This window comes from Amycolatopsis sp. MJM2582 (genome assembly GCF_000754115.1).
In the GTDB taxonomy this organism is placed as follows: domain Bacteria; phylum Actinomycetota; class Actinomycetes; order Mycobacteriales; family Pseudonocardiaceae; genus Amycolatopsis; species Amycolatopsis japonica.
In genome coordinates this window covers 167,910-193,203 of sequence record NZ_JPLW01000006.1, presented here as the reverse complement: position 1 = coordinate 193,203, position 25,294 = coordinate 167,910, and the positions used below count along the sequence as shown (strand labels likewise).

The following is a 25,294-nucleotide window of genomic DNA, read 5'->3' as shown; positions in this document are numbered from 1 at the left end:
CGAAAAATGTCCTGAACGGCCCTTTCATGACACTCGCAAGCTCAGTCCGGTGGTTCGATCGGCGCCTCACCGCCGCCCGGCACGTCGTCGACCTCCTTGGTGCCGTGCGGCCCGATGTCCCGGTTCGGCGCGCTCGGCACGTCGGTCTTCGGCTGGATCCCGCGGAGGTCGTCGAGGTCTTCTTCGTCGTCCTGCCCGAAGCTCTTCTTGCTTTCCCTCATGTGTCCGGGGTACCCGCTCGCGGCCGGATGCGCCAGTCCTCAGGCGGCTTTCGCCGGCTTGCCGTCCAGCGTGACCAGCCCGTCGAGCATGCCGAGCAGCAGTCCGTCCCTGGTGGACCACGGGCAGATGGCGACCTGACCACCCGAAAGCGTCAGCAACGCCTCGGCGACGATCGCGCCCGCGAGCGCCTGATGGGACCGCTGGCGCGAAATGCCCGGCAGTTCGGCGCGCCGTTTCGCGGGCAGCTTCGCCAGCCGCGGGATCCACGCGCGGAGGTCGTCGAGGTGCAGTTCCCTGGAGCGGGACGGCCGGTCGCCGGCGAGCCGGGCGAGTTGCCGCAGCACCTTGGAGCAGCCGACGGCGTGATGGTCGCGGATCTGCGGGAGGACGTCCCGCATCGCGTCGCTGACCTCGTCGAGCACGTGTTCGCGCATCGCCCGCACGACCTTGGGCGACGGGCATTCGGTGCTGAACCAGTCCCGGGTCAGCGAGCGCGCGCCGAGCGGCAAGGAGTGCGCGAACCCGGCTTCCTCGGCGTCCCCCGCGGCGAGTTCGACGGTCCCGCCGCCGATGTCGAGCACGAGCAGCCGTCCGGCGGAAGCGCCGTACCAGCGGCGCGCGCCGACGTAAGCCAATTCCGCCTCGCGGCGGCCGGTAAGGAAGCGGAGTTTGACCCCGGTCGCCTTCGCGACGTCGCAGACGACCTGCTTCACGTTGGTCGCGTCGCGGATCGACGACGTGGCGAGCGGGTACACGTCCTCGACGCCATGCTTGGCGGCCATGGTCATCCCCGCCTCGACCGCGGAGGAGACCGCGTCGATGCCGCGCCGGGTCAGGTTCCCGTCATCGTCGAGTTCCCGGTCCAGCCGCAGCCGCGTCTGGTGGCTCAGCACGGGGTCGAGCGGCGAACCACCCTTGGCCAGAACCACCAGCCGTGCACTGAACGACCCGACGTCCAGGACCGCGGCGGACGGCTCGCCGATCTGCTTGCGCACGCGAGGCACCTCACCTTCGTCGCGAACGGATTCCCCCGAGGTCTCGCTTTCACTCCTGATAATGGCGGATTTCCCCGCCGTTCAGGCGTGATTCACGTTCTCTTTCCACCGGGAGGCCGTTTTTTGACCACGAAGGGGGTATACCGGCGCAGGTCAAGTATACCGTATCGATACAGGTGAGAGGTTCGCCTCCCCCTGCGCGCCTAATCGATGAGTTCGCGCAGCTTCGAAACCTGCGCCACGCGGGCCTCACGGCCGGGCAGCAGCGGGTTGACCACCAGCGTGGTCGCACCGGCCTCACGGAAGGCCGCCAGCCGCTCCTTGACGTAACCCTCGGGACCGATCAGCGAGATCGCCCTGATCAGTTCCTTCGGCACCGCCGCGGCGGCTTCTTCCTTCTTTCCGTCCAGGTAAAGGTCCTGGATGAGCTTCGCCTCGGCCTCGTAGCCGTACCGCTGGGCGAGACTGTTGTAGAAGTTCTTGCCGCGCGCGCCCATGCCGCCGATGTAGAGCGCCAGCATGCCGCGAAGGTGGTCCAGCATCCCTTCGACGTCGTCACCGATCGCCAGCGCTGTGCCGACGAAGGTGTCCAGCTCGCCCAGCGACGGGTCGCGCTTCGCCTTGCCCTCGGCCAGCGACGCGCCCCAGACGTCGGCGGCCTTCTCCGGGTGGAAGAAGATCGGCTCCCAGCCTTCGGCGAGTTCGGCGGTGAGCGCGACGTTCTTCGGGCCGATGGACGCCAGCAGGATCGGGATCCGCTCGCGCACCGGGTGGTTGATCAGCTTCAGCGGCTTGCCGAGCCCCGTGCCCTGCTCGGGTGGCAGCGGGATCGAGTAGTGCGTACCGGAGTGCACCACCTTCTCCCGCCGCCACACCTGACGGCAGATGTCGATGATCTCGCGCGTGCGCCCGAGCGGAGCGTCGTACTTCACGCCGTGGAAACCCTCGATGACCTGCGGACCCGAGGCGCCGATGCCGAGCGTGAACCGGCCGTCGGACACGAAGTCGAGCCCGGCGGCGGTCATCGCGGTCAGCGTCGGCGTCCGCGTGTAGATCTGGAAGATGCCCGACGCGATCTGGACTCGATCGGTCTTCGCCGCGACGTAGCCGAGCTGGCTGACCGCGTCGAACGAATAGGCCTCGGGGACGAAGACGATGTCCAGTCCGGCCTTCTCCAGTTCGACGATGTCGGCCACGCTCTCGGCGAACCCGCCGGCGTAGCTGATCGCGGTCCCGATCCTCATCCGCATCTCCTCATCGAGTTACTGAGCGCTCGCTTAGCGACAGTATGCGCCGGGAGCACGCACTTCGCGTGTGTTCCGGCTCACTGCGCGGCCACCCACGCCTTCACCACGTCGTCCAGGACCCGCAGCGGCAGGATGCCGTTGCCCAGCACGACCTCGTGGAAGCCCTTGATGTCGAACCGGTCGCCGAGGGCGGCCTCGGCCTCGGCGCGGATCCGCTCGATCTCCAGCCGTCCCACCATGTACGACAGCGCCTGCCCCGGGACGGCGGCGTAGCGGTCGATCTCGGCCTCGATCTCCACCCTGGCCATCGGCGTGTTCTCGGCCAGGTAGTCGACGGCCTGCTGACGGCTCCAGCCGAGCGCGTGCATCCCGGTGTCGACCACCAGCCGTCCGGCGCGCATCGAATCCTGGGTGAGCATGCCGAACCTGGTCAGGTCACTGGAGTACAGGCCCATCTCGTCGGCGAGGCGCTCGGAGTAGAGACCCCAGCCTTCGACGTAGGCGTTGACGTCGGCGTGCCCGCGCAACATCGGCAGGCCCTTGAGCTTGTGCGCGATGCAGATCTGGAAGTGGTGCCCCGGAACGGCTTCGTGGAAGGCGATCGCCTCGCTCGTGTGCTTCGGGCGCTGCTCGGCCTCGTAGGTGTTCGCGTAGTAGGTGCCCGGCCGCGTACCGTCGAGCGACGCCTCGATGTAGTACGCCAGCGTGCCGCCGGGTGCCTCCGCGGGCGGCACCGGCTCGACCTCGCACCGTTCCTCGGGAACGGTCGAGAACCACTCCGGCGCGACGGCCTCGGCACGCAGGATGGCGTCACGCGCGGCGGTGAGCAGCTCGTCGCCGTCTCGCCAGCGCAGCGCCGGGTCGGTACGCAGGCGCTCGAAGATCTCGTCGAGATCCTTGGTACCGAAGATCTTCTCGCCCAGCTCGCGATACTGGTCGGCCAGTTTCGCGATCATGTCCAGACCGGTGTCGTGCAGATCCTGCGCCGTACGCTCGGTGGACGTGTGCGCCCGGATCAGCGCGGCGTACTTCTCCTGCCCGCCGGGAAGCGCGCAGAGACCCGGCTCCTTTTCGGACTTCGCCACGGGACGCAGTTCGGTGGCGAGGAAGTCGCGATACCGGGTGTAGGCGGGCCGGACGACCTCGGCCAGCAGCCGGTCCCGTTCGGTCTCGTAGCCCTCCACGGAAACGGACGCGGTGAGCGCCAGCGGGTCGCCCGCCTCGTCGCCGAGATAGCGCTCCACGTAAGCGATCCCGCCTTCGACGAGGAAGTCGGGCGGAACGAGCCCGTCGGCCGCGGCCGCGCGCTGGCGGACGATCAGGGCGTCCAGGTAGGCGCCGAGACCTTCCAGCCGCTTCAGGTAACCGCGGACCTTCTCCTCGTCGGTCAGCGACAGCACCGCGAGTTCGTTGAGCAGGAACAGCGCGGGCGAGGCCAGCCCGTCGCTGACCGAGAACTCCGCGGCGCGCGAATCGATGACGTCGACCATCGCCCTCGCCTGCTGGATCACGACCTCGCGGGTGACCGCCTCGGCCGGGGAAAGCCCTTCGGTGGCAAGGGCTTCGGCCCGCTCGGCGATCGCGACCGCCGACGCGCGCTGAGCGGCCGCGGCCTCCGCGCTCGGGTCCGGCAGAGCGCCTTCGTCGCCGGGGAGGCCGAGCAGGGAGCGCCACAGCGGAAGCTCCTCGAACTTGAGCTCCATCAGCTCCTCGGCGAGGCCGTTCGGCGTGTCACCGTGGCCCTTCACCCAGTCGCGGACCACGCCGTCCAGCACCGAAAGCGGCAGCGAACCGCCGCCGAGCACGACGTCGTGGAACGCCTTGATGTCGAAGCGGCTGCCCAGCGTCAGCTCGGCCGCGGCGCGGATGCGCTGGATCTCCAGCCGTCCCACCATGTACGACAGCGCCTGGCCGGGGAAGGCGATGTACCGGTCCACTTCGGACTCGATCTCCACGAGCGCCATCGGCGTGTTCTCGGTGAGGAAGTCGATGGCCTGGCGGCGGCTCCAGCCCAGCGCGTGCAGCCCGGTGTCGACGACCAGCCGTCCGGCGCGCATCGAATCCATGGTCAGCATGCCGAGCTTCGCGACGTCGTCGGAGTACAGGCCCATCTCGTCGGCGAGGCGCTCGGTGTACAGGCCCCAGCCCTCGGCGTACGCGGTGAAGTCGCCGATACGGCGCAGCAACGGGAGCTCGGTGAGGCCCTGCGCGAGGCTCAGCTGGAAGTGGTGGCCGGGGATGGCCTCGTGGAAGGCCGTCGCCTCGGCCGCGTGCCGGAACCGCTCCTCCGCCTTGTGGGTGTTGGCGAAGTAGATGCCGGGGCGGGAGCCGTCGACCGCGGGCCACATGTAGTACGCGGCGGGCGCGCCGGGCGCGGATTCGGCGGGGACCGCCTCGACCGTCCACGGCTGCGGCGGGATCCGGCCGAACCAGTTCGGCGCCTCGGCCTCGGCCCTGGTGATGGCCGCGCGGGCCGAGTCGAGCATCTCGTCGGCACTGGACCAGCGTAGGTCCGGGTCGGTGCGGAGCTTGGTGAAGATCTCCTGGAGGTCGCTGGTGCCGAACACCCGGGAGCCGTACTCGCGGTACTCGCCGGCGAGGCCCGCGATCACGTCGAGACCGGTCTGGTGCAGCTCACGCGGGGTGCGGACGGTCGTGGTGTGCATCTCGGCGAGCAGGGCGTAGAGGCGCTCGCCGTCGGGCAGCCAGCAGACGCCGGGCTTGTCCTCGGGACGGCCGTGCGGCGCGATCTCCTTCGCCAGCACCTCGCGGTACTCGGCGATCGCGGGACGGACGGTGTCGCGCAGCAGGTCGGCGCGGCGGGTCTCGAAGTCCTCGTTCGGCGCGGGCTGGCGCAGAAGCGGGTCGGCCGAGGGCTCGGCGAGGTGGCGGTCGAGGTACGCGACGGCGGCGTCGACCAGGTAGGCGACCGGGACCAGGCCGCGGGCGACGCCGTCCCGGTGCCGCTGCGCGGCCTGCCGCAGGTACTCCGGGATCGCGGCGATCCGCCCGAGATGGGCCTCCGCCTGCGCGTCCGTGCCGACCGACATCATCGGCAGCACGGTGAGCACCTCGGCGGCGGGCGAGATGAACAGGTCACTGATGGTGAACTCGACGAACCGCGAGTCCAGCAGGGCGATCCTCGCCCGTGCCATCGCGATCAGGACGTCACGGGTGGTCTTCTCCTCCGCGCTCAAACCGTCGGTGGCGAGTGCCTCGGCGCGCTCGGCGAGCCCGGCCAGCCGCGCGCGGAAAGCGTTCCCCGCGGCCTCGCTGAGATCGGTGAGCCCGGTCGATTCCGGACGGAAGCCCTGCAAAGCGGGCATGACCGGCTCGGCGTCGAAGAGGGCTTCGACGAACTCGTCGGCGAGGGCGGAGACTTCGCTCATGTTTTCTTTCCCCAGTGGTCGATGGAGGCGGTGTCCCCGACCCTAATGGAGAGCGAGTACTACCGAAGCCGGGATTTGCGGCCTCTCCCCGCGGCGCCGGAGGCGAGACGGTAGCGTTCCCCGACGTGGCCGTGACCGATCCCGTGGACATCCGCCTGCTCGCCGCCCTCGCGGACCTGGGCAAGGCGGCCGTACACGAACTCGCGGCGAAGGTCGGGATGGATCCGCGCGAGGTCGCGTACCGCCTGGTCGCCCTCTCGGGCAGCGGGTTGCCCCTGCTCGTGGGCGTGGAGAGCGACCCGAACGGGCTTCGCTCCGCCATCGCCGGCTCGCCGCCCTCCTGGGCCCAGCAGCCCCCTCAACAACCCCAGCGTCCGCCGGGGCACTCCGGACCGCACAACATCCAGGGCACTCCCTCGGGGCCGTACAACGTCCAGGGGACGCCTTCGGGCGCGTACAACGTGCACGGCACCCCCTCGGGCCGCTACCCCGGCCCGCCGTCGGCTCCGGTGCGCCAGCCGATGGCGCCGCCGCAGCCCCCGCCGCGTCCGCCCGCGCCACCGCAGCAGCAGTTCGCCCCGCCGCCGGTGGCGCCCGTCGACCCGGTGATGAGCACCTGGGGTGTCCCCCAGACCGCGTCCTGGGCACGCGGCGACGAGCAGCAGGTCACCCCGCAGGCCGCCCCGGAGGGCAAGAAGGGCCGGACCGGCGACGTGATGGAGACCCAGGGCCTGGAGGGCGAGCAGCTCACCGTCCAGTTGCTCGAGGTCCAGGACCCGGCGGACTACCTGTTCAGCGCGGCGGGCTACTCGCTGGAGGCCGGGGAACGGTCGGTCGTGGTGCACACCGAGATCACCAACCGCGGGAACATCCCGTTCGTGTCGCTTCCGGACAACTACCTCGAACTGCTCACCGCGGACGGCAAGCCGATCGCGAAGGCGCCGGTCTCCCTGACGTCGCGGCCGCCGCACAAGATCGGCGTCCGGCCCGGCGAGACGCTCGGCGGGCACACCGTCTACGTGCTGCCGGACGCCACCCGCGTGGTCGCCGTGCGCTGGTCGCCGCGGCCGGAGCCCGACGAGCGCACGCTGACCTGGTCGATCGAGGACTAACGCGTCCCCTGTCCGCATTCAGAGGACTAAATGCGGGTCGTCTCGACGCGACAAGGCAAGGGTAGTGAAGGCCTCCTTCCCTACCCTCAGGGTGGTGAAGGAGGCCTTCACGGACGCCGATCGCCTCAACAGTCACGGAAGCCCCACGCGCCACAACGGTTGCGCGTGAAGGCCCCCTTCACGCGGCGGAGTCGAGGAAACTCGCCCTTCGTGGCTGCCCAGATGTCATGAAAGGGCCGTTCAGGACACATTTCGTCCTGAACGGCCCTTTCATGACATCCAGCACCGATTCTGTCCCCTCACAAGTACGTGAAGGACCCCCTCACTGCGCTAGACGCAATGAAGGGGTCCTTCACGCACCCCCTCAAGCCGCATTCAGAGGACTAAATGCGGAAAGGGGGCTAGTTCTCGTCCTGCAGGATCCGCAGCGCGTTCGCCAGGTCGTCCGGGTACTCCGACTCGAACTCGACCCAGCGCCCGTCGGCCGGGTGCGCGAAGGCGAGCGTCTTCGCGTGCAGCCACTGCCGCGAAAGCCCGAGCTTGCGCGCCAGCACGGGGTCGGCGCCGTAGGTCAGGTCGCCGACACACGGGTGCTTGAGCGCCGAGAAGTGCACGCGGATCTGGTGCGTGCGGCCGGTCTCCAGCTTGATCTGCGCCAGCGACGCGGCACGGAAGGCCTCGACGACCTCGTAATGTGTGACGCTGGGCCGCCCGCCCTGGACGACGGCGAACTTGTAGTCGTGCCGGGGGTGCCGGTCGATCGGCGCGTCGATGGTGCCGCGCGTCGGGTCCGGGTGGCCTTGGACGATGGCGTGGTAGCCCTTGTCGACGGTGCGTTCCTTGAACGCCCGCTTCAGCACGGTGTATGCGTGCTCGCTCTTCGCGACGACCATCACCCCGGTGGTGCCGGCGTCCAGCCGGTGCACGACGCCCTGGCGTTCGGCCGCGCCGGAGGTCGCGATCCGCAGCCCGGCGGCGGCGAGCCCGCCGACGACAGTCGGCCCGGTCCAGCCTGGGCTCGGGTGCACGGCGACGCCGACCGGCTTCGAGATCACCACGATGTCGTCATCGTCGTGCAGGATCTTCATACCCTCGACGGGTTCCGCGACGACCTCGACGGCCGAGGCCGGATCGGGCAGCGTCACTTCGAGCAGTCCGCCGGCGGTCAGCCGGTCCGACTTCCCGGCGGGCTTGCCGTCGAGGTAGATCTCGCCGGATTCGGCCAGTTCCGCCACGACGGTGCGGGAAAGTCCCAGCAGCTTCGCCAGCCCCGCGTCGACGCGCATTCCGTCGAGCCCGTCGGGGACGGGCAGCATGCGCGCGCTCATTCGGTCGCCGCCTTCTTCTTGTCCTTTGTGGATGTTCCGTCGTAGTCCTTGCCCAGCAAGGAAAGGATCACGATGAGCACGCCGCCGACACAGATCGCGGAGTCGGCGACGTTGAAGATCGCCCAGCCCTGCCCGTTCGGCGCGAAGGCGGAGATCATGTCGACCACGTGCCCCTGCAGCGGGCCGGGGGCGCGGAAGATCCGGTCGGTCAGGTTGCCGAGCGCGCCGGCCAGCACCAGGCCGAGGCCGATCGCCCAGCCGACCGACCGCAGCCGCCGCGACAGCCAGACGATGGCGATCACGACGGCGATCGCGACCAGCGCGAGCACCCAGGTCAGCCCGGTCGCCATCGAGAAGGCGGCACCGGGGTTGCGCACCAGCTGGAAGTACACGAGCCCGCCGAGGAACTCGACCGGCTGCTTGCCCTCCAGCGTGGACACGGCGATCTGCTTGGTGAGGAGGTCGATCCCCCACAGCACCGCGGCGACGACGAACACCACGGCGACGCGCTTCTTGGGCAGCGGCGGCGATGGCGGCGCGGTTTCGGGCTCTGTACTCACTCCCCCATTGTCCACTGAGCGTGTTCAGGCCTCCTCGGCGGCCGCCTTCGGCCTGCTCAGCAGGGCCGCGAACGCCCCGGCGAGCGCCACCAGCGACGACAGCACCAGCGCGAGCTGTCCTTGTGCAGGCCCCACCGCGCAGAGTACGAACGCCGCGGCCACGGCCAGCACCAGCACGCTGCGTTCCAGCCAGGCCAGCAGCACCAGGCCGATCGTCAGCAGGAGCGCGCTCCGTGTGTCGCCGTCGAGGTCGAATTCCCAGTAACCGACCAGGTCGGCCAGCGCGATGGCGACCAGTCCGCCGAGCGCGATCGCGGCGACCTTCCACCACCGCATGGTCTTCGTCCGAAAGGCGTAGAACAGCACCGAGCCGAGGTAGACCGCGAACACGGCGAACAGCCAGTTGTCCATCCTGCCGATGGCGCCGGCCGAAACCGCGGTCAGGGGCGTCCCCGCGCTCTGGACGGGGCCGAACACGCCGCCGTCCCCGTGAGGCACGTAGGCGAACCACCCTTCGGACCGGTGCGTGCCGACGGACAGGGCCACCACGATCAGCTGGGCGAATCCCAGCAGCGCCAGCGGAAACCAGTAACGCGGTCGCTCGTTCCCCATGCGGGGTGAGGGTAGTGGCTCAGGCGCAGAACGGGGGCAGTTCGCGCGGATCGTTTTCCGGCACCCAGCGGCCTTCCGGCTTCTCGTACTGCCAGCGCGCGCCGCGGGCGACGATCTGGCGCAGCGCCAGGACGATCCGGTCCACGTGTTCGGTGGTGCTGCCGAGGCCGAGGCTCACGCGCACGGCCTGCTGGCCCGTCGAACCGGCGACGGCGATCAGCCGTTTGGTCGCCACGTGCGCGCAGAACGCGCCGTCCCGCACGCCGATGCCGTACTCCGCGGACAGGACCGCGGCGAGCCAGCCGGGTTCGAACCCGTCGACGACGAAGCTGAGCGTGCCGACGCGGTCGACCGGCGCGTCGAACAAGCGCAGTTCGGCGAAGCCGGGGATGGCGGCGAGGCCGCGACGCAGCCGCGCCAGCAGTTCCTCTTCGTGGGCGACGATGCCGTCCCAGTTCGCGGCCAGCGTCTCGCAGGCGACACCGAGCGCGTAGACGCCGACAGTGTTGGGGGAACCGGCTTCGTGCCGCTCAGGTCCGGAATTCCAGACCACGGAGTCACGGCTGACGAGCTTCGTCGCGCCGCCACCGGCGAGGTACGGCTGGGCCGCGCGCAGCCAGTCCGCGCGGCCGATCAGTGCGCCGGCACCGAAAGGCGCGTACAGCTTGTGGCCCGACAACGCGACGTAGTCGACGTCCAGTTCGCGCACCGAGATCTTCCGGTGCGGCGCGAGCTGCGCCGCGTCGAGCGCGATCCGGGCGCCATGCCGCCGCGCGACGGCCGCGATCTCCTTGACCGGCAACAGTTCCCCGGTCACGTTGGACGCGCCGGTCAGCACGACCAGCCGCGGCCCCTGCGGGCAGTCCGCGAGCGCTTCGTCCACAGCGGACACCGCGGCGAGCCGGGTGCGCGGCGTCTCGACCCGGCGGACGTTCGGCCCCTTCCAGGGCAGCAGCGCGGCGTGGTGCTCGGTGTCGAACACGACGACCGACGTGTGCTTCGGCAGGCTGCGCGCGAGAAGGTTGAAGGAATCGGTGGTGTTGCGGGTGAACACGACGGTGTCGGTCGATCGCGCGTCGACGAAGTCCCGCAGGATTCCGCGCGTGCGCTCGTAGAGCTTGGTGGAGACCTGCGAGGCGAACCCGGCCCCGCGGTGCACGCTGGCGTACCAGGGCAGGAACTCGTCGACCGCGGCCCGCACCTTGTCCAGACACGGGGCGCTCGCCGCGTGGTCGAGGTTGGCGTAACCGATTTCGCCGCCGGTGACCAGCGGAACCCGCAGATCGGCGCAGGCGACCGTCGGGATTTCGTGCGTGGCAACGGTTTCAGCAGGGGTGCTGGTGCGTTCGAGAGCGAGGGTCATCGTCATCCTCCGGGCCAGGGGACCCGACGAGGATCCCGCGCTTGCCCGTCGCACCACGCGACGAGCCAGGTCCTCACCCGGGGCACCCCACCGCGGTAGGAGGGTTGCCGGTCAGCTAGCCGGGGCTTGACGCTGACACTCGTGACCTACGGACGAAGTTAGCGGATGGGCGGGCGATCGAGCCAGCCCTCGTCCGCATCTTGAGACGCCGCTCACGTGTCCCGCGAGCGGGAAACACCGCTGCCCGGCGCCGCGCCGCGCCGGGCAACGGCAGGTCAAACCCGGAATCGGCCGGGCAGTCCGATGGTCGCGCGGGAGGAGAGCTCGGTCGCGGTACCCGAGTACTGATCGGTGCCCGCGGTGAACCGCCAGCCGCCGAAGGTCTTGCCGTCGACCGCCTCGCCGTAGGCCTCGGCGACCGTGGTCGAGACCTCGTCGTAGGACTTGCCGTTCCAGTTGCCGGCGCCGACCCCGAAGTCGCGCGAGTCTCCGCCCTGGGCAGCCGCCGTGGGCAGGGTCCACAAGGTGAAGTGCACGTGGGCGCCGGTGCTGCTGCCACCGCAGGGCAGCGCGTTGCCGGTCCGGCCGAGTGCGTCGCCGGGGGCGACCTTCTGGCCGTCGGTGACCGAAATGTTCTCCATGTGGTAGTACCCGGTGCGCCAGCCGCCGTCGTGGTCGACGGTCACCCAGTCGCCGCCGGAGCAGTGCTGGATCCGGACGGTGCCCGCCAGCGGGACGCGAACGGTCTTGTCGCCGGGGCTGAAGTCGATGGCGTTCTTCACGCCGGAGTTCCCGTTGTCCGAGTGGATCCCCGCCGAGTAGACCGATTGGCCCGTCTCGAAGGGCAGTCCGAACGCGGGGAAGGCACCGGCCGCCGTGGCCGTCGGAGCGGAGAGAGCCACTCCGACGAGTGCCACCGCGGCCCCCAGACCGGCGAACCGCACAGGAAGTTTCGTCACCTTGCGTACTCCTTACCCCGTGACACTCACCCATTCGATGGAGTCGATTGCCGGGAAAGTAATCCAAAAGGAGTACGAAAGGGAAGAATTTTCTGAGATCAACCGACGAACAGCTGGTGCTGGTTCGTGACCTACTGGCCGGATTCGCCCTTCCACCTGGCCAGGCGGCCCGCGCGGTCGACGGCCCGCAGGCGTCGTTCGGCCGTGTCGCGGGCTTCAGCGGTGGTCACGACGAGTAACTGGTCGCGTTCCTGAAGCCGCGTGTTCTTGTTCGGTGTGAAGCCCGTGCCGTCGCGGACGAGGAGGCTGATCGTCGCCCCCACCGGCAGCCGCAGTTCGGCCAGGTAGACGCCGTGCATCTTCGAGCCGGTGTTGATCCGGACCTGCAGGAGTTCCGCGCCCATCTCGTCGAGCGGCGCGGAGTCGACGTCGATCTCGTGCGCTTCGGCGTGCTGTGCCAGCCCGAGCGCTCGCGCGAGCGGGGTCAACGTCGCCCCTTGGAGCAGCGTCAGCACGATGACCAGCACGAACACCGCGTCGACCAGCTCCTGCGCGCCGGGCACCCCGGACGACAGCGGGATCAGCGCGAGCACGATCGGGACCGCGCCGCGCAACCCGGCCCAGGACAGGAACACCTGTTCCCGCCAGGGGATCTTGAACGGCAGCGCCGACAGGAGCACCGACAGCGGCCGCGCCAGCAGCAACACGACCGCGCCCGCGACCAGGCCCTGGACCAGGCTCTCGAAGATCCTGCCGGGCGAGGCGAACAAGCCGAGAAGAACGAACAGGCCGATCTGCGCGAGCCAGCCGAGCCCTTCGGCGAAGGAAAGCGTGTCCGACCGGTGCGGCAGCTTCGAATTCCCCAGCACCAGGGCCGCGACGTAGGTGGCGAGCAAGCCCGACGCGTGAGCGAGCTGCCCACTGGAGTACGCCACGACGCACACCGCGACGGTGGCCAGCGGGTACAGACCGGTGGCAGGCAGCGCCGCCCGGCGCAGCGCGAACGCCCCGCCCCAGCCGAAGGCCAGGCCGATCACCAACCCGGCGGCGAGTTCGTAGACCACCAGCAGCGGCAGCGACCAGTCGACGGTCGCGCCCTCGGCGAGGACGACGACCGCGATGTAGGCCGGGGCGTCGTTGATCCCGGACTCGATCTCCAGCGCGCCCACGAGCCGTTTCCCGATGCCCGCCGATCTCAGCACGGAGAAGACCGCCGCGGCGTCGGTCGAGGCGAGGACCGCGCCCCACAGCAACGCCATCCGCCAGTCCAGGCCCAGCAGCCAGTGCAAAGCCGCGCCGGTGACCGCGATGCTCACCGCGACGGCCACTGTGGACAGTGCGATTCCGATGCCCAGTGAGGGTTTCACGGCCGTCCACCGGGTGGTGAGGCCACCTTCGGACAGGATCATCACCAGCGCGGCGAGGCCGAGTGACTGGGTGAGCTCCGGGTTGTCGTACTGGATGCCGAACCCGGCTTCGCCGAGCAGGACACCCATCCCCAGGTACAGCAGCAGCGACGGCAGGCCGACGCGGATCGACACCCGGACGGCGATCACGGCGACGAGGAGCACCGCGCCACCGGTGCCGAGGATGAGCGGGAGCTGCTCCATGTCGCCTCCCGTTCCGGTCGCCGTGAGGGCTCCAGAATAGTGAGGCGGTGATCGTCACACGTTCGTGTACCGGTCGAAAAGCGTCCGGATAACCTGTGTTACAGACTGTCCACTACGGACTGCGCAGGGCCACCAGGTCGACACCGAGTTCCGCGAACGGTTCTTCCGCCGCGGGAAGGACTTTCACCGCGCGGTTGCCCTCACGGGACAACCAGCCGGCGCTCACCCCGTGAGACAGTAACGCCGCGGCGACCCGGCCCGCCAAATGATCACGGCGCACTGTCCAATCCAGACAGTCGCGCAGCATCGGACGGCGACCACCGTCGATCTCCACCCCGAGCGTGTCGAGCACCTCGCGCCCCCGCCCGGTCAGCGTCAATCCGCCGGCGTCGTCGATCAGCCCGGTGGCGAGCATCCCGTCGCGCAGCGCGACACCGACCGTCCCGGCGAGGTGGTCGTAGCAGGTCCTGGCGAACTCGAGGCGTTTCACCCGCACGGAAGACCGCAGTCCCTTCACCGGCCGGTGTTCGGCGTGCTGCGCCAAATGCTCGATCAGCTCGGCCACCCGGGGGTCGGCTATCCGGACGTAACTGTGCCTCCCTTGCTTGACCCGCACGACGAACCCGGCGTCGGTCAGCTTCGTCACGTGCTCGCTCGCCGTCGACGCGGCCACCTCGGCCGCACCCGCCAGCTCGGTCACCGTCCAGGCGCGCCCGTCGAGCAGCGCGAGGCACATCGACGCGCGGCTCGGATCGGCGAGCACGGCCGCGACCTCGGCCAGTGCGATCGTTTCCATGCCCTCACCGTAGAAGAAGCACGGTTCGGCGGCGGCCGAAGCGTCAGCCCGCCAGGAACTTCGCCGCCAGCTGGACCGCGGGTTTGGAGTCGTTGGAACCTTCGAGCATGACGGCGAACGCGACGTCGCCGCGGTAGCCGACGAACCAGCCGTTGGCGTCCGCGCCCGAGCCGTACTGCGCCGTGCCGGTCTTGCCGAAGACGGCCCCGCTGCCCTTCAGCGCTTTCGCGGTCCCGGTCGTGCAGACCTCGCGCATCATCGCGCGGACTTGGTTCAGCACCCCGGACGGCGGGGCCTGGTACCCGGCGTTGACCTTGGTCTCCAGCCCCTGCCACAGCTTCGGCACGACCGGTTTCCCCGTCGCGACCGTCGCGGCCATGAGCGCCGCGCCCAGCGGGCTGACCTGCACCCTGCCCTGGCCGATCCCGGCCTCGACCTGCTCGTCACCGCTGCCCGACGGCTCCACCTTCCCGGCCTCCGTCGACAGTCCCGGGATTTCGAAGTCGGCGTTGAGGCCGAGCTGGCTCGCGGCCTTCGCGAGGCCGTCCGCGGGCAACTGCCCGGCGAGCCGTCCGAAGGTCGTGTTGCACGACGCGGCGAACGCCGTCTTCAGCGAGACGGTCCCCAGATCGAACCCGTTGTCGTTCTTGAGCGTGCGGGTCCCGATCTGCTCGCTGCCCGGGCACGCCACCGGGGAGTCGGCGGAGACCCCGCCCTGCTGCAGCGCCGCGGTCGCCGTGGCGATCTTGAAGGCCGAACCCGGCGAGTACAGGCCGTTGAGCGCCTTCGGCTGGTTTCCGGCGGCGCCGTTCTGCGCGACCGCCAGGAGTTCGCCCGAGGTCTTCATCGCGACGATGATCGCCGGTCCCCCGAAGCCGTCGACGGCCTTCTGAGCGGCGTTCTGGGACGCCACGCTCAAGGTCGAAACCAGCGGTTTGTCGGTCTCGGCGGCCTGCCCGAAGAGCGTCTCGACCGGTTTGCCGGAGACGTCGACGCGGGACACGGTGACGGTCGCTCCGGTGCCGCTGCTCTCCCCCGCGGCGACCTTGGACAGCGCTCCCTGCAGGATCGGCGCGACACCCGTCGCGTCACCGCCGACAAGCGCCTTGCCGTCCCGGTCGGCCACGACCGGCTTGGCCGAAACGGGGGCGACGGACAGCTTCTGCCCGGCTTCGAGCTTCGGGTGGATCACCGACATCGCCCAGCGGACCACCCATTTCCCGGCGTTGCGCACCAGTTCGAGCTTGCCCTCGTACTTCCAGACGCTGTTGCCCGGGAACGTCCACGCGACGTGGAAGGTGGCCGACGTCGTGGTCGCGTTGCCCGGCGTCGTCGGGACCTCGCCGAGCGACGTCCTGACCGACGCCCCGTTGAGCGCCGCGCGCGTTCCGAACAGGGCCGTCGTGGCCGCCGCCGGATCGTCGACCGGGGCGGTGTTCAGGTCACCCATGTCGAACAGCCGCAGGAACCGGCCGGCGACCTGCGCCGGGCTCTCCTGCGCGCTCTCGGTGGCGTCGCCCGGGCCGGAAGCCGCGGGCGCCCGGTCCTCCCTGACCAGGAGCACCACCGCGGCCACCACGATGGCGACCACCGCCAGCGCGGCGCCGATCAGGATCCCTCTTTTCCGGGCAGGACTCATGGATTCGCTCTCCCCCATACGACGCACCCTCGCGCGCCCCCGGGCGCCAGCCTGCCGATTTCCCCCGCGCAAGGCGGGGCGACGGCGAGAAAGCGACGGTTCCGAATCCGTTTCGTGATCGAGACCCGCCCCGGATGTCATGAAAGGGCCGTTCAGGACATTTTCTGTCCTGAACGGCCCTTTCATGACATTCCTAGCCAGCCGAGGGTCAGGCCTTGGTGACCGCCACGGTCACCTTCGTGCCCTCACCGACCGTCCCGGCCGAGCCGTCGGCGACGGCGCCGTACGCCACCGAAGTCGCCAGCGTCTCCGAAGCGATGAACTCCTCGTGCGTCTTCGCGGCCGTGACCACGTCCTCCGGCGCGTCCACCGTCAGCGCGATGCGGTCGGCGACGTCGAGCCCGGCGTCACGGCGGGCCTGCTGCACGACCCGCACCAGGTCGCGGGCCAGGCCCTCGGCCGCCAGCTCGTCGGTCACCTCGGTGTCGAGCAGCACCAGCCCGGCCCCGCCCGGCAGTTCCGCGGCCGCGCCGCCGCCCTTGGCGACCAGACGCCGGTCGTACTCGCCTTCGACGAGCTCGATCCCGGCCGCCACGACGGCGCCGCTCTCGGACGTCGTCCACTCACCGGCCTTGACGGCCTTGATCACCGTCTGGACGTCCTTGCCCAGCCGAGGTCCGGCAGCACGGGCGTTCACCGCGACCTCGAAACCGCCGTGCGCGGCGACGTCCGTGGTCAGCTCGACGGATTTGACGTTGACCTCGTCGCGCAGGATGTCGGTGAAGTCGCGCAGCGAGTCGGCCTCGTGCGCGGCGACGACCAGCTTGGCCAGCGGCAGCCGCACCCGCAGCTTGTTCGACTTCCGCAGCGAGAGCGCCGAAGACGCCACCTGGCGCACCCGGTCCATCGCCGTCACCAGCGCCGCGTCGGCGGGCAGGTCGAGCGCGTTCGGCCAGTCGGTCAGGTGCACCGAACGGCCGCCCGTCAGCCCGCGCCAGACGACCTCCGTGGTCAGCGGCAGCAGCGGCGCCACCACCCGCGACGTCACCTCCAGCACGGTGTGCAGGGTGTCGATCGCGTCCTGCTCGCCCGCCCAGAACCGGTCGCGCGACCGGCGCACGTACCAGTTCGTCAGCACCTCGAGGAAGTCGCGGACGGTCGAGCACGCACCGGCGACGTCGTAGGTGTCGAGCGCGTGCTCGACGTCGGTCACCAGTTCGTGCGTCTTCGCCAGCACGTACCGGTCGAGGATGTGCTTCGAATCCGTGCGCCACTGGCCTTCCACGCCCTCGGCGTTCGCGTAGAGCGCGAGGAAGTAGTACGAATTCCACAGCGGCAGCACGGCCTGGCGGACGGCGTCGCGGATGCCCTTGTCGGTGACGACCAGGTTCCCGCCGCGCAGGATCGGGCTCGCCATCAGGTACCAGCGCATCGCGTCGGAGCCGTCGCGGTCGAAGACCTCGTTGACGTCCGGGTAGTTGCGCAGCGACTTGGACATCTTCTGGCCGTCCGAGCCGAGCACGATGCCGTGCGAGATGCAGGTGCGGAACGCCGGCCGGTCGAACAACGCGGTCGCCAGCACGTGCAGGACATAGAACCAGCCGCGCGTCTGCCCGATGTACTCGACGATGAAGTCGCCCGGGTAGTGGTGCTCGAACCACTCGGTGTTCTCGAACGGGTAGTGCACCTGCGCGTACGGCATCGAACCCGAGTCGAACCAGACGTCCAGCACGTCCTCGATCCGGCGCATGGTGGACTTCCCGGTCGGGTCGTCCGGGTTGGGCCGGGTCAGCTCGTCGATGAACGGCCGGTGCAGGTTCTCCAGCCGCACGCCGAAATCGCGCTCGATCTCGTCGAGCGAGCCGTAGACGTCCGTGCGCGGGTACGCCGGGTCGTCCGACTGCCACACCGGGATCGGCGTGCCGAAGTACCGGTTGCGGGAGACCGACCAGTCGCGGGCGTTCTCCAGCCACTTGCCGAACTGGCCGTCCTTGACGTTCTCCGGGTACCAGGTGATCTGCTGGTTCAGCTCGACCATCCGGTCCTTGAACTCGGTCACCGCGACGAACCACGACGAGACGGCGCGGTAGATCAGCGGGTTCCGGCAGCGCCAGCAGTGCGGGTACGGGTGCTCGTAGGTCTCGTGGCGCAGCAGCACCGCGCCCTGACGGCCGGCCGAACCGGTGCCGTTCTTGAGGTCCTTGATGATGTTCGGGTTGGCGTCGAACACCTGCTGGCCCGCATAGTCCGAGACGGTCGCGTCGAACTTGCCCTGCGCGTCCACCGGCGTGACCGGGACGATGCCCGCCGCGTCGGTGACGACCTTGTCCTCTTCACCGTAGGCGGGCGCGATGTGGACGACACCGGTGCCGTCCTCGGTGGTGACGTAGTCCGCGGACAGCACGCGGTGCGCGTTCTCGTGCCCGGCGAAGTACGGGAACGGTGGGGCGTAACGGGTTCCGAGCAGCTCGGTGCCGGTGTAGTGCCCGACGACCACCGGCTCTTCGCCGAGCTCGCGGGCGTACGCGGCGACGCGCGCTTCGGCGAGCAGGAACCGCTTGCCGTCGCTTTCCACCACGACGTAACGCACGTCGGGGTGGACCGCGGTCGCGAGGTTGGACGGCAGCGTCCACGGCGTCGTGGTCCAGATCAGCAGGTAAGTGCCGTCGAGCTCGTTGTCGTTGCCCTCCAAGCGGAAACCGACCGTGACGGCCGGGTCCTGGCGGCTGGCGTAGACGTCGTCGTCCATCCGCAGCTCGTGGTTGGACAGCGGGGTCTCGTCGCGCCAGCAGTAGGGCAGGACGCGGTAGCCCTCGTAGACCAGGCCCTTGTCCCACAGCTGCTTGAACGCCCAGATGACCGACTCCATGTAGGACAGGTCGAGCGTCTTGTAGTCGTTGTCGAAGTCGACCCAGCGGGCCTGGCGGGTGACGTAGTCCTGCCATTCGCCGGTGTAGCGCAGCACGGACTCGCGGCACGCCTCGTTGAAGACGTCGATGCCCATCGCGTCGATCTCGGACTTCTCGGTGATCCCGAGCTGACGCATGGCCTCGAGTTCGGCGGGCAGGCCGTGGGTGTCCCAGCCGAAGCGGCGCTCGACGCGCTTGCCCTTCATGGTCTGGTAACGCGGCACCAGGTCCTTCACGTACCCGGTGAGCAGGTGACCGTAGTGCGGGAGACCGTTCGCGAACGGCGGGCCGTCGTAGAAGACGTACTCGTTCGAACCGTTGATGCCGGGGTCGCGGGCGTCGATCGACGCCTGGAAGGTCCGATCGGCTTCCCAGTACGCGAGGACGCGCTTTTCCGACTCGGGGAACGAAGGCTGGGACGGGACGCCGGTCTCGCCGTCCAGCTGTGCCTTGGGATACATCTTCGGTGCTCCTCGCGGTTCGTCTCTCGTACGGGCTTTCACCCACACGGGGACGAGACGGCCGTTTCCGGCGCGTTCCGCGGTACCACCCCGCTTGCCCGGCCGGTTGGTGTTCCGGTTGGGCCGCTCATTCGACGGCTGTGACGGGCCGTACCCGTCCGGTTCTACTGAGGGCTCGGCCGCTGAGGACATGGGCCCTGTTCTTCCGGAGGCTCCCCGGTGATGGCCGGATCGGTGCCAGTTGATTCAAGGGTAGCGCGCGGGGGCAACCGGGTTGTCACGGGTGGTGTCCAGCGGATCGGCGGACATCCTGCCACAGCCGCGTGGCACGGGATACGGGTCATCGGGGCAGTAGAGCCAGCCGGTCGTCGACGTCTCCTTGACCGCGACCGGCACCTGCCGGAACGCGGCGGAATCCAGGACACAGCTGTGGCGCACCACCTCATCGAAGAACCATTCAGAGGTGATCACCACCAGCACGCCGGGCGACTCCCGCAGCGCATCCTTGGCGGACTCCGCTTCGATCAACCGGAACGCCCGGTTGTTCGCGGGCGCGGTCACCCCTTTGTCGTCGAAAGCCACTTCGCCGGCGTTCAGCGACATGCGCAACCGGATCTGCGCCTCGGCCGGGTGCGCTTTGTTGTGCTGGCGCAGCGCGTCCGCGAGCGCGTACGGCAGCGACTCCACCAGAGGCCCCTTGGGCACCTGTGCCGGAACCAAGATGAACGCCCCGTCTCCGCGGTCCTCGACCCGGCAATCCGTCCAAGGGAGCCCCACGTCTTCGAACGCCCGTCGCAACGCGCGATACAAACCCTCCCGGACAGCCAGTTGATGCCGCGTCGTCCGCCACTCCTGCCCGAACTCCTCGACGTCCACGACGAGCACAGATCGATGAACGGCCACTCTCCTGTGCTTCATGCGTTCTCCAGCCGACGAGGTCCGCTTGTCGCGTGCCGGTCAGTCATCCGGTTGCACCACGATCAGGTCGGACAGTCCAGACTCAGCGGCGATTCCCCGTTGCGACGCCTCCGACACCGAGGCGCGTAAGGCGAAGGTCAGCGCGGGCGTGCGCACCAGCAAGCGCAGCGCGTACCTGACTTGACCAAGCTTGGAATGGCCCCCGCCTTGCGCCAGATCGTGGAGTTCACTGGCGTACTCGCAGAGGTAGCGCTGACGCTCCTGCCAAGGCAGGGCACAGACAGCCAGGTTCACGAGCCTCAGTGACACCCACGATGAACGACGGACCTGTCCAGACCGAAGGGCGTGTTCCGTCGGCGCTTGCGCGAACATCCCCGCGAGTTCGTTCACCAGTGGCAGGCAATCGTCCAGGGACTGCCCGACAGCCAGCCGAATGTCGAGCTCGAATTGCTGATCGAGATCAGAGGCACGAGCCTGTTCAAGCGCCCTACTGAAAGCGAAGACACCGTAACGGGCATAGCTCAGCCGCCGCTCGAGAGCGGTCTGCAGATCCTCGGCGCGCTCACGGTCGTACGCCGCATGCGAGTCGATTCCCTCGAGCAGGCGATGCTCGCGCTCGATGTCCCTTAACAGAAGGCGGATCCGGTTCCGGAGCTGTCGACGGGCGGTACCGCGAAAATCTATGTTGACCGCATGTGCCCGGCGAAGAATGGTTTCCAGCTCCGAAACGACCAAGCGATCTTCCGCCAGCACCCGGGCAAAGGCATGGAAGGAGTCGGCCGTGCTCATGACGTACCCCCGGCCAGGTTCGGGCGCAGACGGCCGATTCCCTCCACGGACGCCTGGCCACGTAACAACGCCGCCTGCACGAGCCCCATAGCGGCCGGGTCGACACGGTAATAGCGCCGCCGCGGCCTGCCTTCTTCGCGAGCGTCGACCGCTTCCCATCGACTGGACAACCAGCCCAGGCCTTCCAATCGCGCCAAGATCGGGTGCACCGTGCCACTGGGCAATCCCGCCTCGGCACAGATCTGCAGGCCGTACAACTCCCTCGATGGGTCGGTCATCAACGCTCGCAGAACCAACAGCGTCGGCAACGTCATCCGAGGCTTACCAGAACGCGCCATGCTTTTACTCTACTTAGCCCCTAAGTAGAGTAAAAGCATGGTCACTCCGAAGAGTGAACACGCAAGCAGCGCGGCACTGAAGCGCGGCCGTGTAGGTCGTTATACAGGGTTCGGCCTATGTTCTGAGGTGCATGGTGTTCCTCCTTGGCGTTCCGGTCGGGTCGAGGTAAGCGGGCGAGGTGAATTCGGGGAGTCCGTCCTGGGCGATCTGAACCTTCCATTCGCTGCGGTGGATCAGCCGGTGGTGTTTGGTGCAGAGCAGGACGAGGTTGTCGATTTTCGTTTCGCCGTGGTGCCGCCAGAAAACAATGTGGTGGGCAGTGCAGCGCGGTACGGGCATGTCGCAGCCGGGGAACGCGCATCCTCCGTCGCGGAGGGTGAGTGCGTATTTCTGGGCCAGTGACACAGTGCGCTTGGAGCGGCCGATATCCAGTGGTTCGCCTGCGGTGCCGAGGACGCCGGGTCTGACACGGGCATCGCAGGCGAGAATCCGCGCGTCAGTCGCGCTGATCGGCCCGACCAGATCCAGGTGGGCTTCGCCGATGTCCCGGATCAGGTCGTCATAGGACATGGTGATGAGGATGTGAGTGGCTTCCCCAGCCTGGCCGGGAAGATTCCGGCTGGTGGTCTTCAACCGGACATAGTCGGTGAAGGCATCGCCGTAGCGTTCGTCCTGGGTCCGGGAGTCTCGGACGCCGTCGATGGCTTTGTGGGGTTTGGCCATCGGATCGAGGTCGGATTTGAGTCGGGCGTAGGTTTCCAGGTCCAGTCTGGCTTTGAGGCCGAGGGTGCCGTCGCGGTGTTTGATGAACCGTAGTTCCGGTCGGGTGTCTTTCGGGTCCTCGTTGCGGGGTTCTTTGCCGTCGGGGTCGAGTTCGTCCAGCAGGCGGCGTCCGGCGCGAGCGATCTGCCGTGGCCCCGCACACCGGGCCAACTCGACCAGGATCTTCTCCCCGGCCCGCACATCGCCCTCAGGAACACTGGACGGGATCCGGGCGAGAGTCTTGATGATCGCGTCGATCTGGCCACCACCGATCGCGCCCTCCGCGGCAGCCTCGGCTGTCAACGGTGCCAACGGTGGTTCGGGGTCACCACCGATCGGCGGGCCGGGATGCAGCGCCAGCACCCGGTCGGCGCGGGCGGCGGCTTCCTTGTCCGACACCAGGAAATCCTCGAAAATCAACCCGGCCAGCGTCGAATGACCGCTGCACCCACGGATCCCGCGGGAATTGATTTCCGCAAGGATCGCGTTCTGCTCGGCATCCAGTTGGCGCTTAATAACTTCGAGTTCCTGTTTGCGGGCGTGCAGCGTCGCCGTGTCGACGCGCCACCACTCGATGGACGTCTCTGGAGGTGCATCGTTGCTGGCCACGACACCGAAGCTAGCCTGAATCGAACGTCTGCGCTAGCCCAAAAAGAGCAACATGAAGAATTGCCGAAAAATGGCGACAGCGAAGTGAGTCTTAAAGCAGCGAAGCACCTTAAGGACACGAAGGTGCCTTAATCACTGGACACGAATTGGATTCACGCGCGCGACCGACGCCTGCCCATCACACAGGCCCCGAGTTGCCGTCCCCGCCACCGCCTCTAGGTTGACGGTATGCCGATCTGCGTGGCCCGATGAAAGGGCCCGGACTCCTCGTCGTCCTGCTGGTCGTCCTCGGTGGCGTCAGCGGGCTCGGGTTCCTCTTGGGACTGGGCAATGCGGCCGTCCTGGCCGCCCTCACCGCGCTCTTCTGTCTCATCGCGGCGGTCGGCGGGCCGCTCTGGGCGGATCTGCGGTTGCTGGCGTGGTTCGCGCCCGCGCTGATCCTCGCGGTCGGGGTGCCGCGGTTGCTGGGTGCGGTGTCGCAGTGGGCGGCGATCGGGCTGCTGGTGGCGATCGTGGTGGTCGCCGGTCTGCTGCCCGTGCTCGGACCGCGGTTCGTGACGGTCGGGCTGGGGCTCGGGATGGCGTCGCTGTTCGGGTACGGCTTCCAGTTGACGGGCACGGCGTCGGCGGGGCAGATCCTGGGCGCGCCCGCGGTCGCGGTGGTGGTCGTGATCCTGTTGCGGGTGCTGATGGGCGCTAAGGATCCCGCCAAGCCGACCCGTGACGCGCTGGCCGACGCGCTCTCGACGGGTACTTCCGAGACCCAGGTGCGGGCGGCGAGGCTTTGGCTCGCGGATCGGCCCCGTCGCTGGACCGGCGGGGTCCTCGGCGGCCTGTTCCGGTATCGCGCGGCCACGGGGTTGCTGGAGATCCGCCGGAAACGGCTGAACAGCAAGGAGATCGGCGAAACGCTCGACGCCGCCGCGGAAGAAGCCGCCAGGCTGGCCGAAGCCGTCCGAAGCCCCACCGCGCCGAGCGACGTCGAACCGGTGCGGCGCAACGAACCCGGCGGTCTGCCCGGCGCCACGGCGAGGCTGGTCACCGCGCTCTGGGAGGCACTCGAAACCATCCGGACCGCGGCGACCGAACGTGACGAGTCGCGTGTGGACGTTCCGAAGGGACTCCGCAAGGAACTGCGCAGGATCGAGCTGGGTGGCGCGTTTTCCTGGCAGTCGGCGCAGTTCCGGCACGCGCTCCGCTGCGGGATCGGCGTCGGTTTGGCCTTGGTGGTCGCGAGTTTCCGGCCCGGCGACCCGCTCACCGTGTCGTTCCTGCTCGGCACCTTCGCCATCCTGCAACCGGAATGGCGGGACAGCCTCGGCAAAGCCTGGCAGCGGATCGGCGGTTCACTCGGTGGCGCCGTCGTCCTGAGTCTCGTTCTTTGGCTTCTGCCGCAAGGATTCCTGCTGCCGATCGGGCTCGTCGCGCTCCTCGGCGGGTTCTCGTTCATGCAGACGCGGCCGGCGGTGTTCAACGGCTGCATGGTCCTGATGTCGGTCGGCATGAACGCGACCACCAGACATCTCGACCCGCGTTACGTCCTCGTCGAGTACCTGCTCCTGATGATCCTCGCCGGCGCCATCGCGCTGCTGTTCGGGTTCGCCGCGATCCCCGGGGTGCCGAAACCCGGTCCGGCGGAACGGTTCGAGAACGCCGTCGGCACCACCCGGGAGCTGCTCGGCTCGGTGGCGCGGAAACTACGCGGCGAAGACATCGACCCGCGGACGCTCGGCCGCGAGTTCCGCGCCGCCACCATCGCCCATCACGGTCTGCTCGCGGCGGAGCCGGGCACGAAGGAACCCGCGCCCGGGCAACGGGACGCGCTGGAGAAGGCCGCCGAAGCCTTGCGCGGCCTGTCCGTCACGGCGTCGTCGCTTTTGCTGCGGCCCGGATCGGCCGGAGCGGCGGACGCCGTGGACGAGGCCGCGCGCACGCTCGGCACCGAAGAAGCCGCGGAGATCCCTGTGCCCCGGGACGCGGACGAGGAACAGCGCCTGGTGCTCGACACGATCGCCGCCGACGTCGTGGCGGTCGGCGAAGCGGCGCAGAAGCTCTAGGCCTTCTCGCGGTGCTTCCCGGCGATCTCGGCGTCGGGAGTGCACAGCGCGCACGGGGTGAACCCGAGCTGCCGCGCCTCGCCGATGCCGAGCGGGATGGTGTCCCGCGTTTCGAGCCACTCGCACGAAGTCACGTGATAGCGCGGGTACTCGTCGACGACGACGACCTCGATCTCGAGTTCGGAGACGATCGCCACATCCGCGGGGTCGCTCTTCTCCTCGCCGGGGTCGCCGCTTTGCTGCGGCTCAGGGGTGTCCTCCGCGTCGCCGAGTTCACCCGCGGCGGGCATCAGGACGGTCTGCTCGACGTCCTCGGGCTTCTTTTCCTCACCCTCGGCGGGCTCGTCCTCTTCGGCCGGGTCTTCCGCCGCTTCTTCAGCGGGGGCCTCGGCCGCGCGCTTCTTCCGGCGGCGCAGCCAGTCGAAGAGGAGCAGCAACCCCGCGACGACGGAGAGGCCGATGGAAATCCAAGCCCACAGGGAGTTCGCGGTGATGAGCGCCGCGACGAGCAGCCCCAGAGCCGCCAGTACCAGTACCAGGACGATGAAGAGCACGGTGAATTACAACACGAGCGCACAGGGAAACGGCCCCGACCCTCCGGAGAGTGCCGAGGCCGTT

Annotated in this window: 20 protein-coding genes and 1 riboswitch; of the genes, 2 read left to right on the top strand and 18 right to left on the bottom strand. The window is 68.9% G+C overall.

Annotated features, from left to right (window positions below):
- Positions 1-41: 41 nt before the first annotated feature.
- The 4 genes from ED92_RS32135 to ED92_RS32120 all read right to left on the bottom strand — a co-directional run bounded on the left by ED92_RS32135 (position 42) and on the right by ED92_RS32120 (position 5,853).
- Entirely contained in the window at positions 42-221 is a 180-nt protein-coding gene (locus ED92_RS32135; RefSeq protein WP_037344936.1) for a hypothetical protein, read from the bottom strand.
- Between the two features lie 39 nt (positions 222-260).
- The gene (locus ED92_RS32130) at positions 261-1,217 is read right to left on the bottom strand and encodes a Ppx/GppA phosphatase family protein (RefSeq protein ID WP_037344935.1); all 957 of its coding nucleotides are present in this window, start codon (positions 1,215-1,217) and stop codon (positions 261-263) included.
- Between the two features lie 203 nt (positions 1,218-1,420).
- Positions 1,421-2,461: an LLM class F420-dependent oxidoreductase gene (locus ED92_RS32125; protein WP_037344934.1), complete on the bottom strand. Its 1,041-nt coding sequence runs from the start codon at positions 2,459-2,461 to the stop codon at positions 1,421-1,423.
- Positions 2,462-2,541: 80 nt separating this feature from the next.
- On the bottom strand, positions 2,542-5,853 hold the full coding sequence (locus ED92_RS32120; protein ID WP_037344933.1) for a DUF885 family protein: 3,312 nt from the start codon (positions 5,851-5,853) through the stop codon (positions 2,542-2,544).
- A gap of 125 nt (positions 5,854-5,978) precedes the next feature.
- Here ED92_RS32120 and ED92_RS32115 point away from each other — a divergent pair, with 125 nt between their 5' ends.
- Positions 5,979-6,965: an AsnC family protein gene (locus ED92_RS32115; protein ID WP_037344931.1), complete on the top strand. Its 987-nt coding sequence runs from the start codon at positions 5,979-5,981 to the stop codon at positions 6,963-6,965.
- Between the two features lie 401 nt (positions 6,966-7,366).
- On the opposite strand, the gene ED92_RS32110 is transcribed toward ED92_RS32115, so the two are convergent.
- The 13 genes from ED92_RS32110 to ED92_RS32050 all read right to left on the bottom strand — a co-directional run bounded on the left by ED92_RS32110 (position 7,367) and on the right by ED92_RS32050 (position 22,619).
- Complete coding sequence (locus tag ED92_RS32110) at positions 7,367-8,293, bottom strand: RluA family pseudouridine synthase (protein ID WP_037344930.1); 927 nt, start codon at positions 8,291-8,293, stop codon at positions 7,367-7,369.
- Positions 8,290-8,853 (bottom strand): signal peptidase II, encoded by a 564-nt coding sequence (lspA, locus tag ED92_RS32105; protein WP_037344928.1) that lies wholly within the window; start codon positions 8,851-8,853, stop codon positions 8,290-8,292. The genes ED92_RS32110 and lspA overlap by 4 nt, the downstream gene beginning before the upstream one ends.
- 24 nt (positions 8,854-8,877) lie before the next feature.
- Positions 8,878-9,465: a hypothetical protein gene (locus ED92_RS41480; protein WP_052120984.1), complete on the bottom strand. Its 588-nt coding sequence runs from the start codon at positions 9,463-9,465 to the stop codon at positions 8,878-8,880.
- A gap of 19 nt (positions 9,466-9,484) precedes the next feature.
- Complete coding sequence (locus tag ED92_RS32095) at positions 9,485-10,828, bottom strand: aminotransferase class V-fold PLP-dependent enzyme (RefSeq protein WP_037344926.1); 1,344 nt, start codon at positions 10,826-10,828, stop codon at positions 9,485-9,487.
- A gap of 32 nt (positions 10,829-10,860) precedes the next feature.
- Positions 10,861-10,975: riboswitch (SAM riboswitch) on the bottom strand.
- A 128-nt stretch (positions 10,976-11,103) separates the two neighbouring features.
- On the bottom strand, positions 11,104-11,787 hold the full coding sequence (locus tag ED92_RS32090; protein ID WP_037344924.1) for a M23 family metallopeptidase: 684 nt from the start codon (positions 11,785-11,787) through the stop codon (positions 11,104-11,106).
- A 131-nt stretch (positions 11,788-11,918) separates the two neighbouring features.
- The gene (locus ED92_RS32085; protein ID WP_037344922.1) at positions 11,919-13,397 is read right to left on the bottom strand and encodes a potassium/proton antiporter; all 1,479 of its coding nucleotides are present in this window, start codon (positions 13,395-13,397) and stop codon (positions 11,919-11,921) included.
- A gap of 112 nt (positions 13,398-13,509) precedes the next feature.
- Positions 13,510-14,193, bottom strand: a complete 684-nt coding sequence (locus tag ED92_RS32080; protein WP_037344921.1) for a helix-turn-helix transcriptional regulator — start codon at positions 14,191-14,193, stop codon at positions 13,510-13,512.
- 43 nt (positions 14,194-14,236) lie between these two features.
- Positions 14,237-15,832 (bottom strand): penicillin-binding transpeptidase domain-containing protein, encoded by a 1,596-nt coding sequence (locus ED92_RS32075; RefSeq protein WP_037345707.1) that lies wholly within the window; start codon positions 15,830-15,832, stop codon positions 14,237-14,239.
- A 208-nt stretch (positions 15,833-16,040) separates the two neighbouring features.
- A complete protein-coding gene (ileS, locus tag ED92_RS32070) occupies positions 16,041-19,202 on the bottom strand; it encodes an isoleucine--tRNA ligase (protein ID WP_037344919.1) in 3,162 nt (1,053 codons plus the stop codon).
- A gap of 246 nt (positions 19,203-19,448) precedes the next feature.
- A complete protein-coding gene (locus tag ED92_RS32065; protein ID WP_052120982.1) occupies positions 19,449-20,087 on the bottom strand; it encodes a hypothetical protein in 639 nt (212 codons plus the stop codon).
- A 72-nt stretch (positions 20,088-20,159) separates the two neighbouring features.
- Positions 20,160-20,909, bottom strand: a complete 750-nt coding sequence (locus ED92_RS32060) for a hypothetical protein (protein ID WP_037344917.1) — start codon at positions 20,907-20,909, stop codon at positions 20,160-20,162.
- Positions 20,906-21,247 carry a PadR family transcriptional regulator gene (locus tag ED92_RS32055; protein ID WP_235213406.1) on the bottom strand — a complete coding sequence of 114 codons (342 nt, stop codon included), beginning with the start codon at positions 21,245-21,247 and terminating at the stop codon, positions 20,906-20,908. The genes ED92_RS32060 and ED92_RS32055 overlap by 4 nt, the downstream gene beginning before the upstream one ends.
- A gap of 115 nt (positions 21,248-21,362) precedes the next feature.
- Entirely contained in the window at positions 21,363-22,619 is a 1,257-nt protein-coding gene (locus ED92_RS32050; RefSeq protein ID WP_037344914.1) for an HNH endonuclease signature motif containing protein, read from the bottom strand.
- A 248-nt stretch (positions 22,620-22,867) separates the two neighbouring features.
- Here ED92_RS32050 and ED92_RS32045 point away from each other — a divergent pair, with 248 nt between their 5' ends.
- Positions 22,868-24,676 (top strand): FUSC family protein, encoded by a 1,809-nt coding sequence (locus ED92_RS32045; protein WP_037344913.1) that lies wholly within the window; start codon positions 22,868-22,870, stop codon positions 24,674-24,676.
- On the opposite strand, the gene ED92_RS32040 is transcribed toward ED92_RS32045, so the two are convergent.
- Positions 24,673-25,230: a hypothetical protein gene (locus tag ED92_RS32040; protein ID WP_037344912.1), complete on the bottom strand. Its 558-nt coding sequence runs from the start codon at positions 25,228-25,230 to the stop codon at positions 24,673-24,675. The two genes, ED92_RS32045 and ED92_RS32040, sit on opposite strands and share 4 nt — an antisense overlap.
- Positions 25,231-25,294: the final 64 nt, after the last annotated feature.

Coding starts and splice junctions, on each gene's coding strand:
- ED92_RS32135 (WP_037344936.1), bottom strand. CDS start 221: ATGAGGGAAAGCAAGAAGAGCTTCGGGCAGGACGACGAAGAAGACCTC.
- ED92_RS32125 (WP_037344934.1), bottom strand. CDS start 2,461: ATGAGGATCGGGACCGCGATCAGCTACGCCGGCGGGTTCGCCGAGAGC.
- ED92_RS32120 (WP_037344933.1), bottom strand. CDS start 5,853: ATGAGCGAAGTCTCCGCCCTCGCCGACGAGTTCGTCGAAGCCCTCTTC.
- ED92_RS32110 (WP_037344930.1), bottom strand. CDS start 8,293: ATGAGCGCGCGCATGCTGCCCGTCCCCGACGGGCTCGACGGAATGCGC.
- ED92_RS41480 (WP_052120984.1), bottom strand. CDS start 9,465: ATGGGGAACGAGCGACCGCGTTACTGGTTTCCGCTGGCGCTGCTGGGA.
- ED92_RS32095 (WP_037344926.1), bottom strand. CDS start 10,828: ATGACCCTCGCTCTCGAACGCACCAGCACCCCTGCTGAAACCGTTGCC.
- ED92_RS32085 (WP_037344922.1), bottom strand. CDS start 13,397: ATGGAGCAGCTCCCGCTCATCCTCGGCACCGGTGGCGCGGTGCTCCTC.
- ED92_RS32080 (WP_037344921.1), bottom strand. CDS start 14,193: ATGGAAACGATCGCACTGGCCGAGGTCGCGGCCGTGCTCGCCGATCCG.
- ED92_RS32075 (WP_037345707.1), bottom strand. CDS start 15,832: ATGAGTCCTGCCCGGAAAAGAGGGATCCTGATCGGCGCCGCGCTGGCG.
- ileS (WP_037344919.1), bottom strand. CDS start 19,202: ATGTATCCCAAGGCACAGCTGGACGGCGAGACCGGCGTCCCGTCCCAG.
- ED92_RS32060 (WP_037344917.1), bottom strand. CDS start 20,909: ATGAGCACGGCCGACTCCTTCCATGCCTTTGCCCGGGTGCTGGCGGAA.
- ED92_RS32055 (WP_235213406.1), bottom strand. CDS start 21,247: ATGGCGCGTTCTGGTAAGCCTCGGATGACGTTGCCGACGCTGTTGGTT.
- ED92_RS32045 (WP_037344913.1), top strand. CDS start 22,868: ATGAAAGGGCCCGGACTCCTCGTCGTCCTGCTGGTCGTCCTCGGTGGC.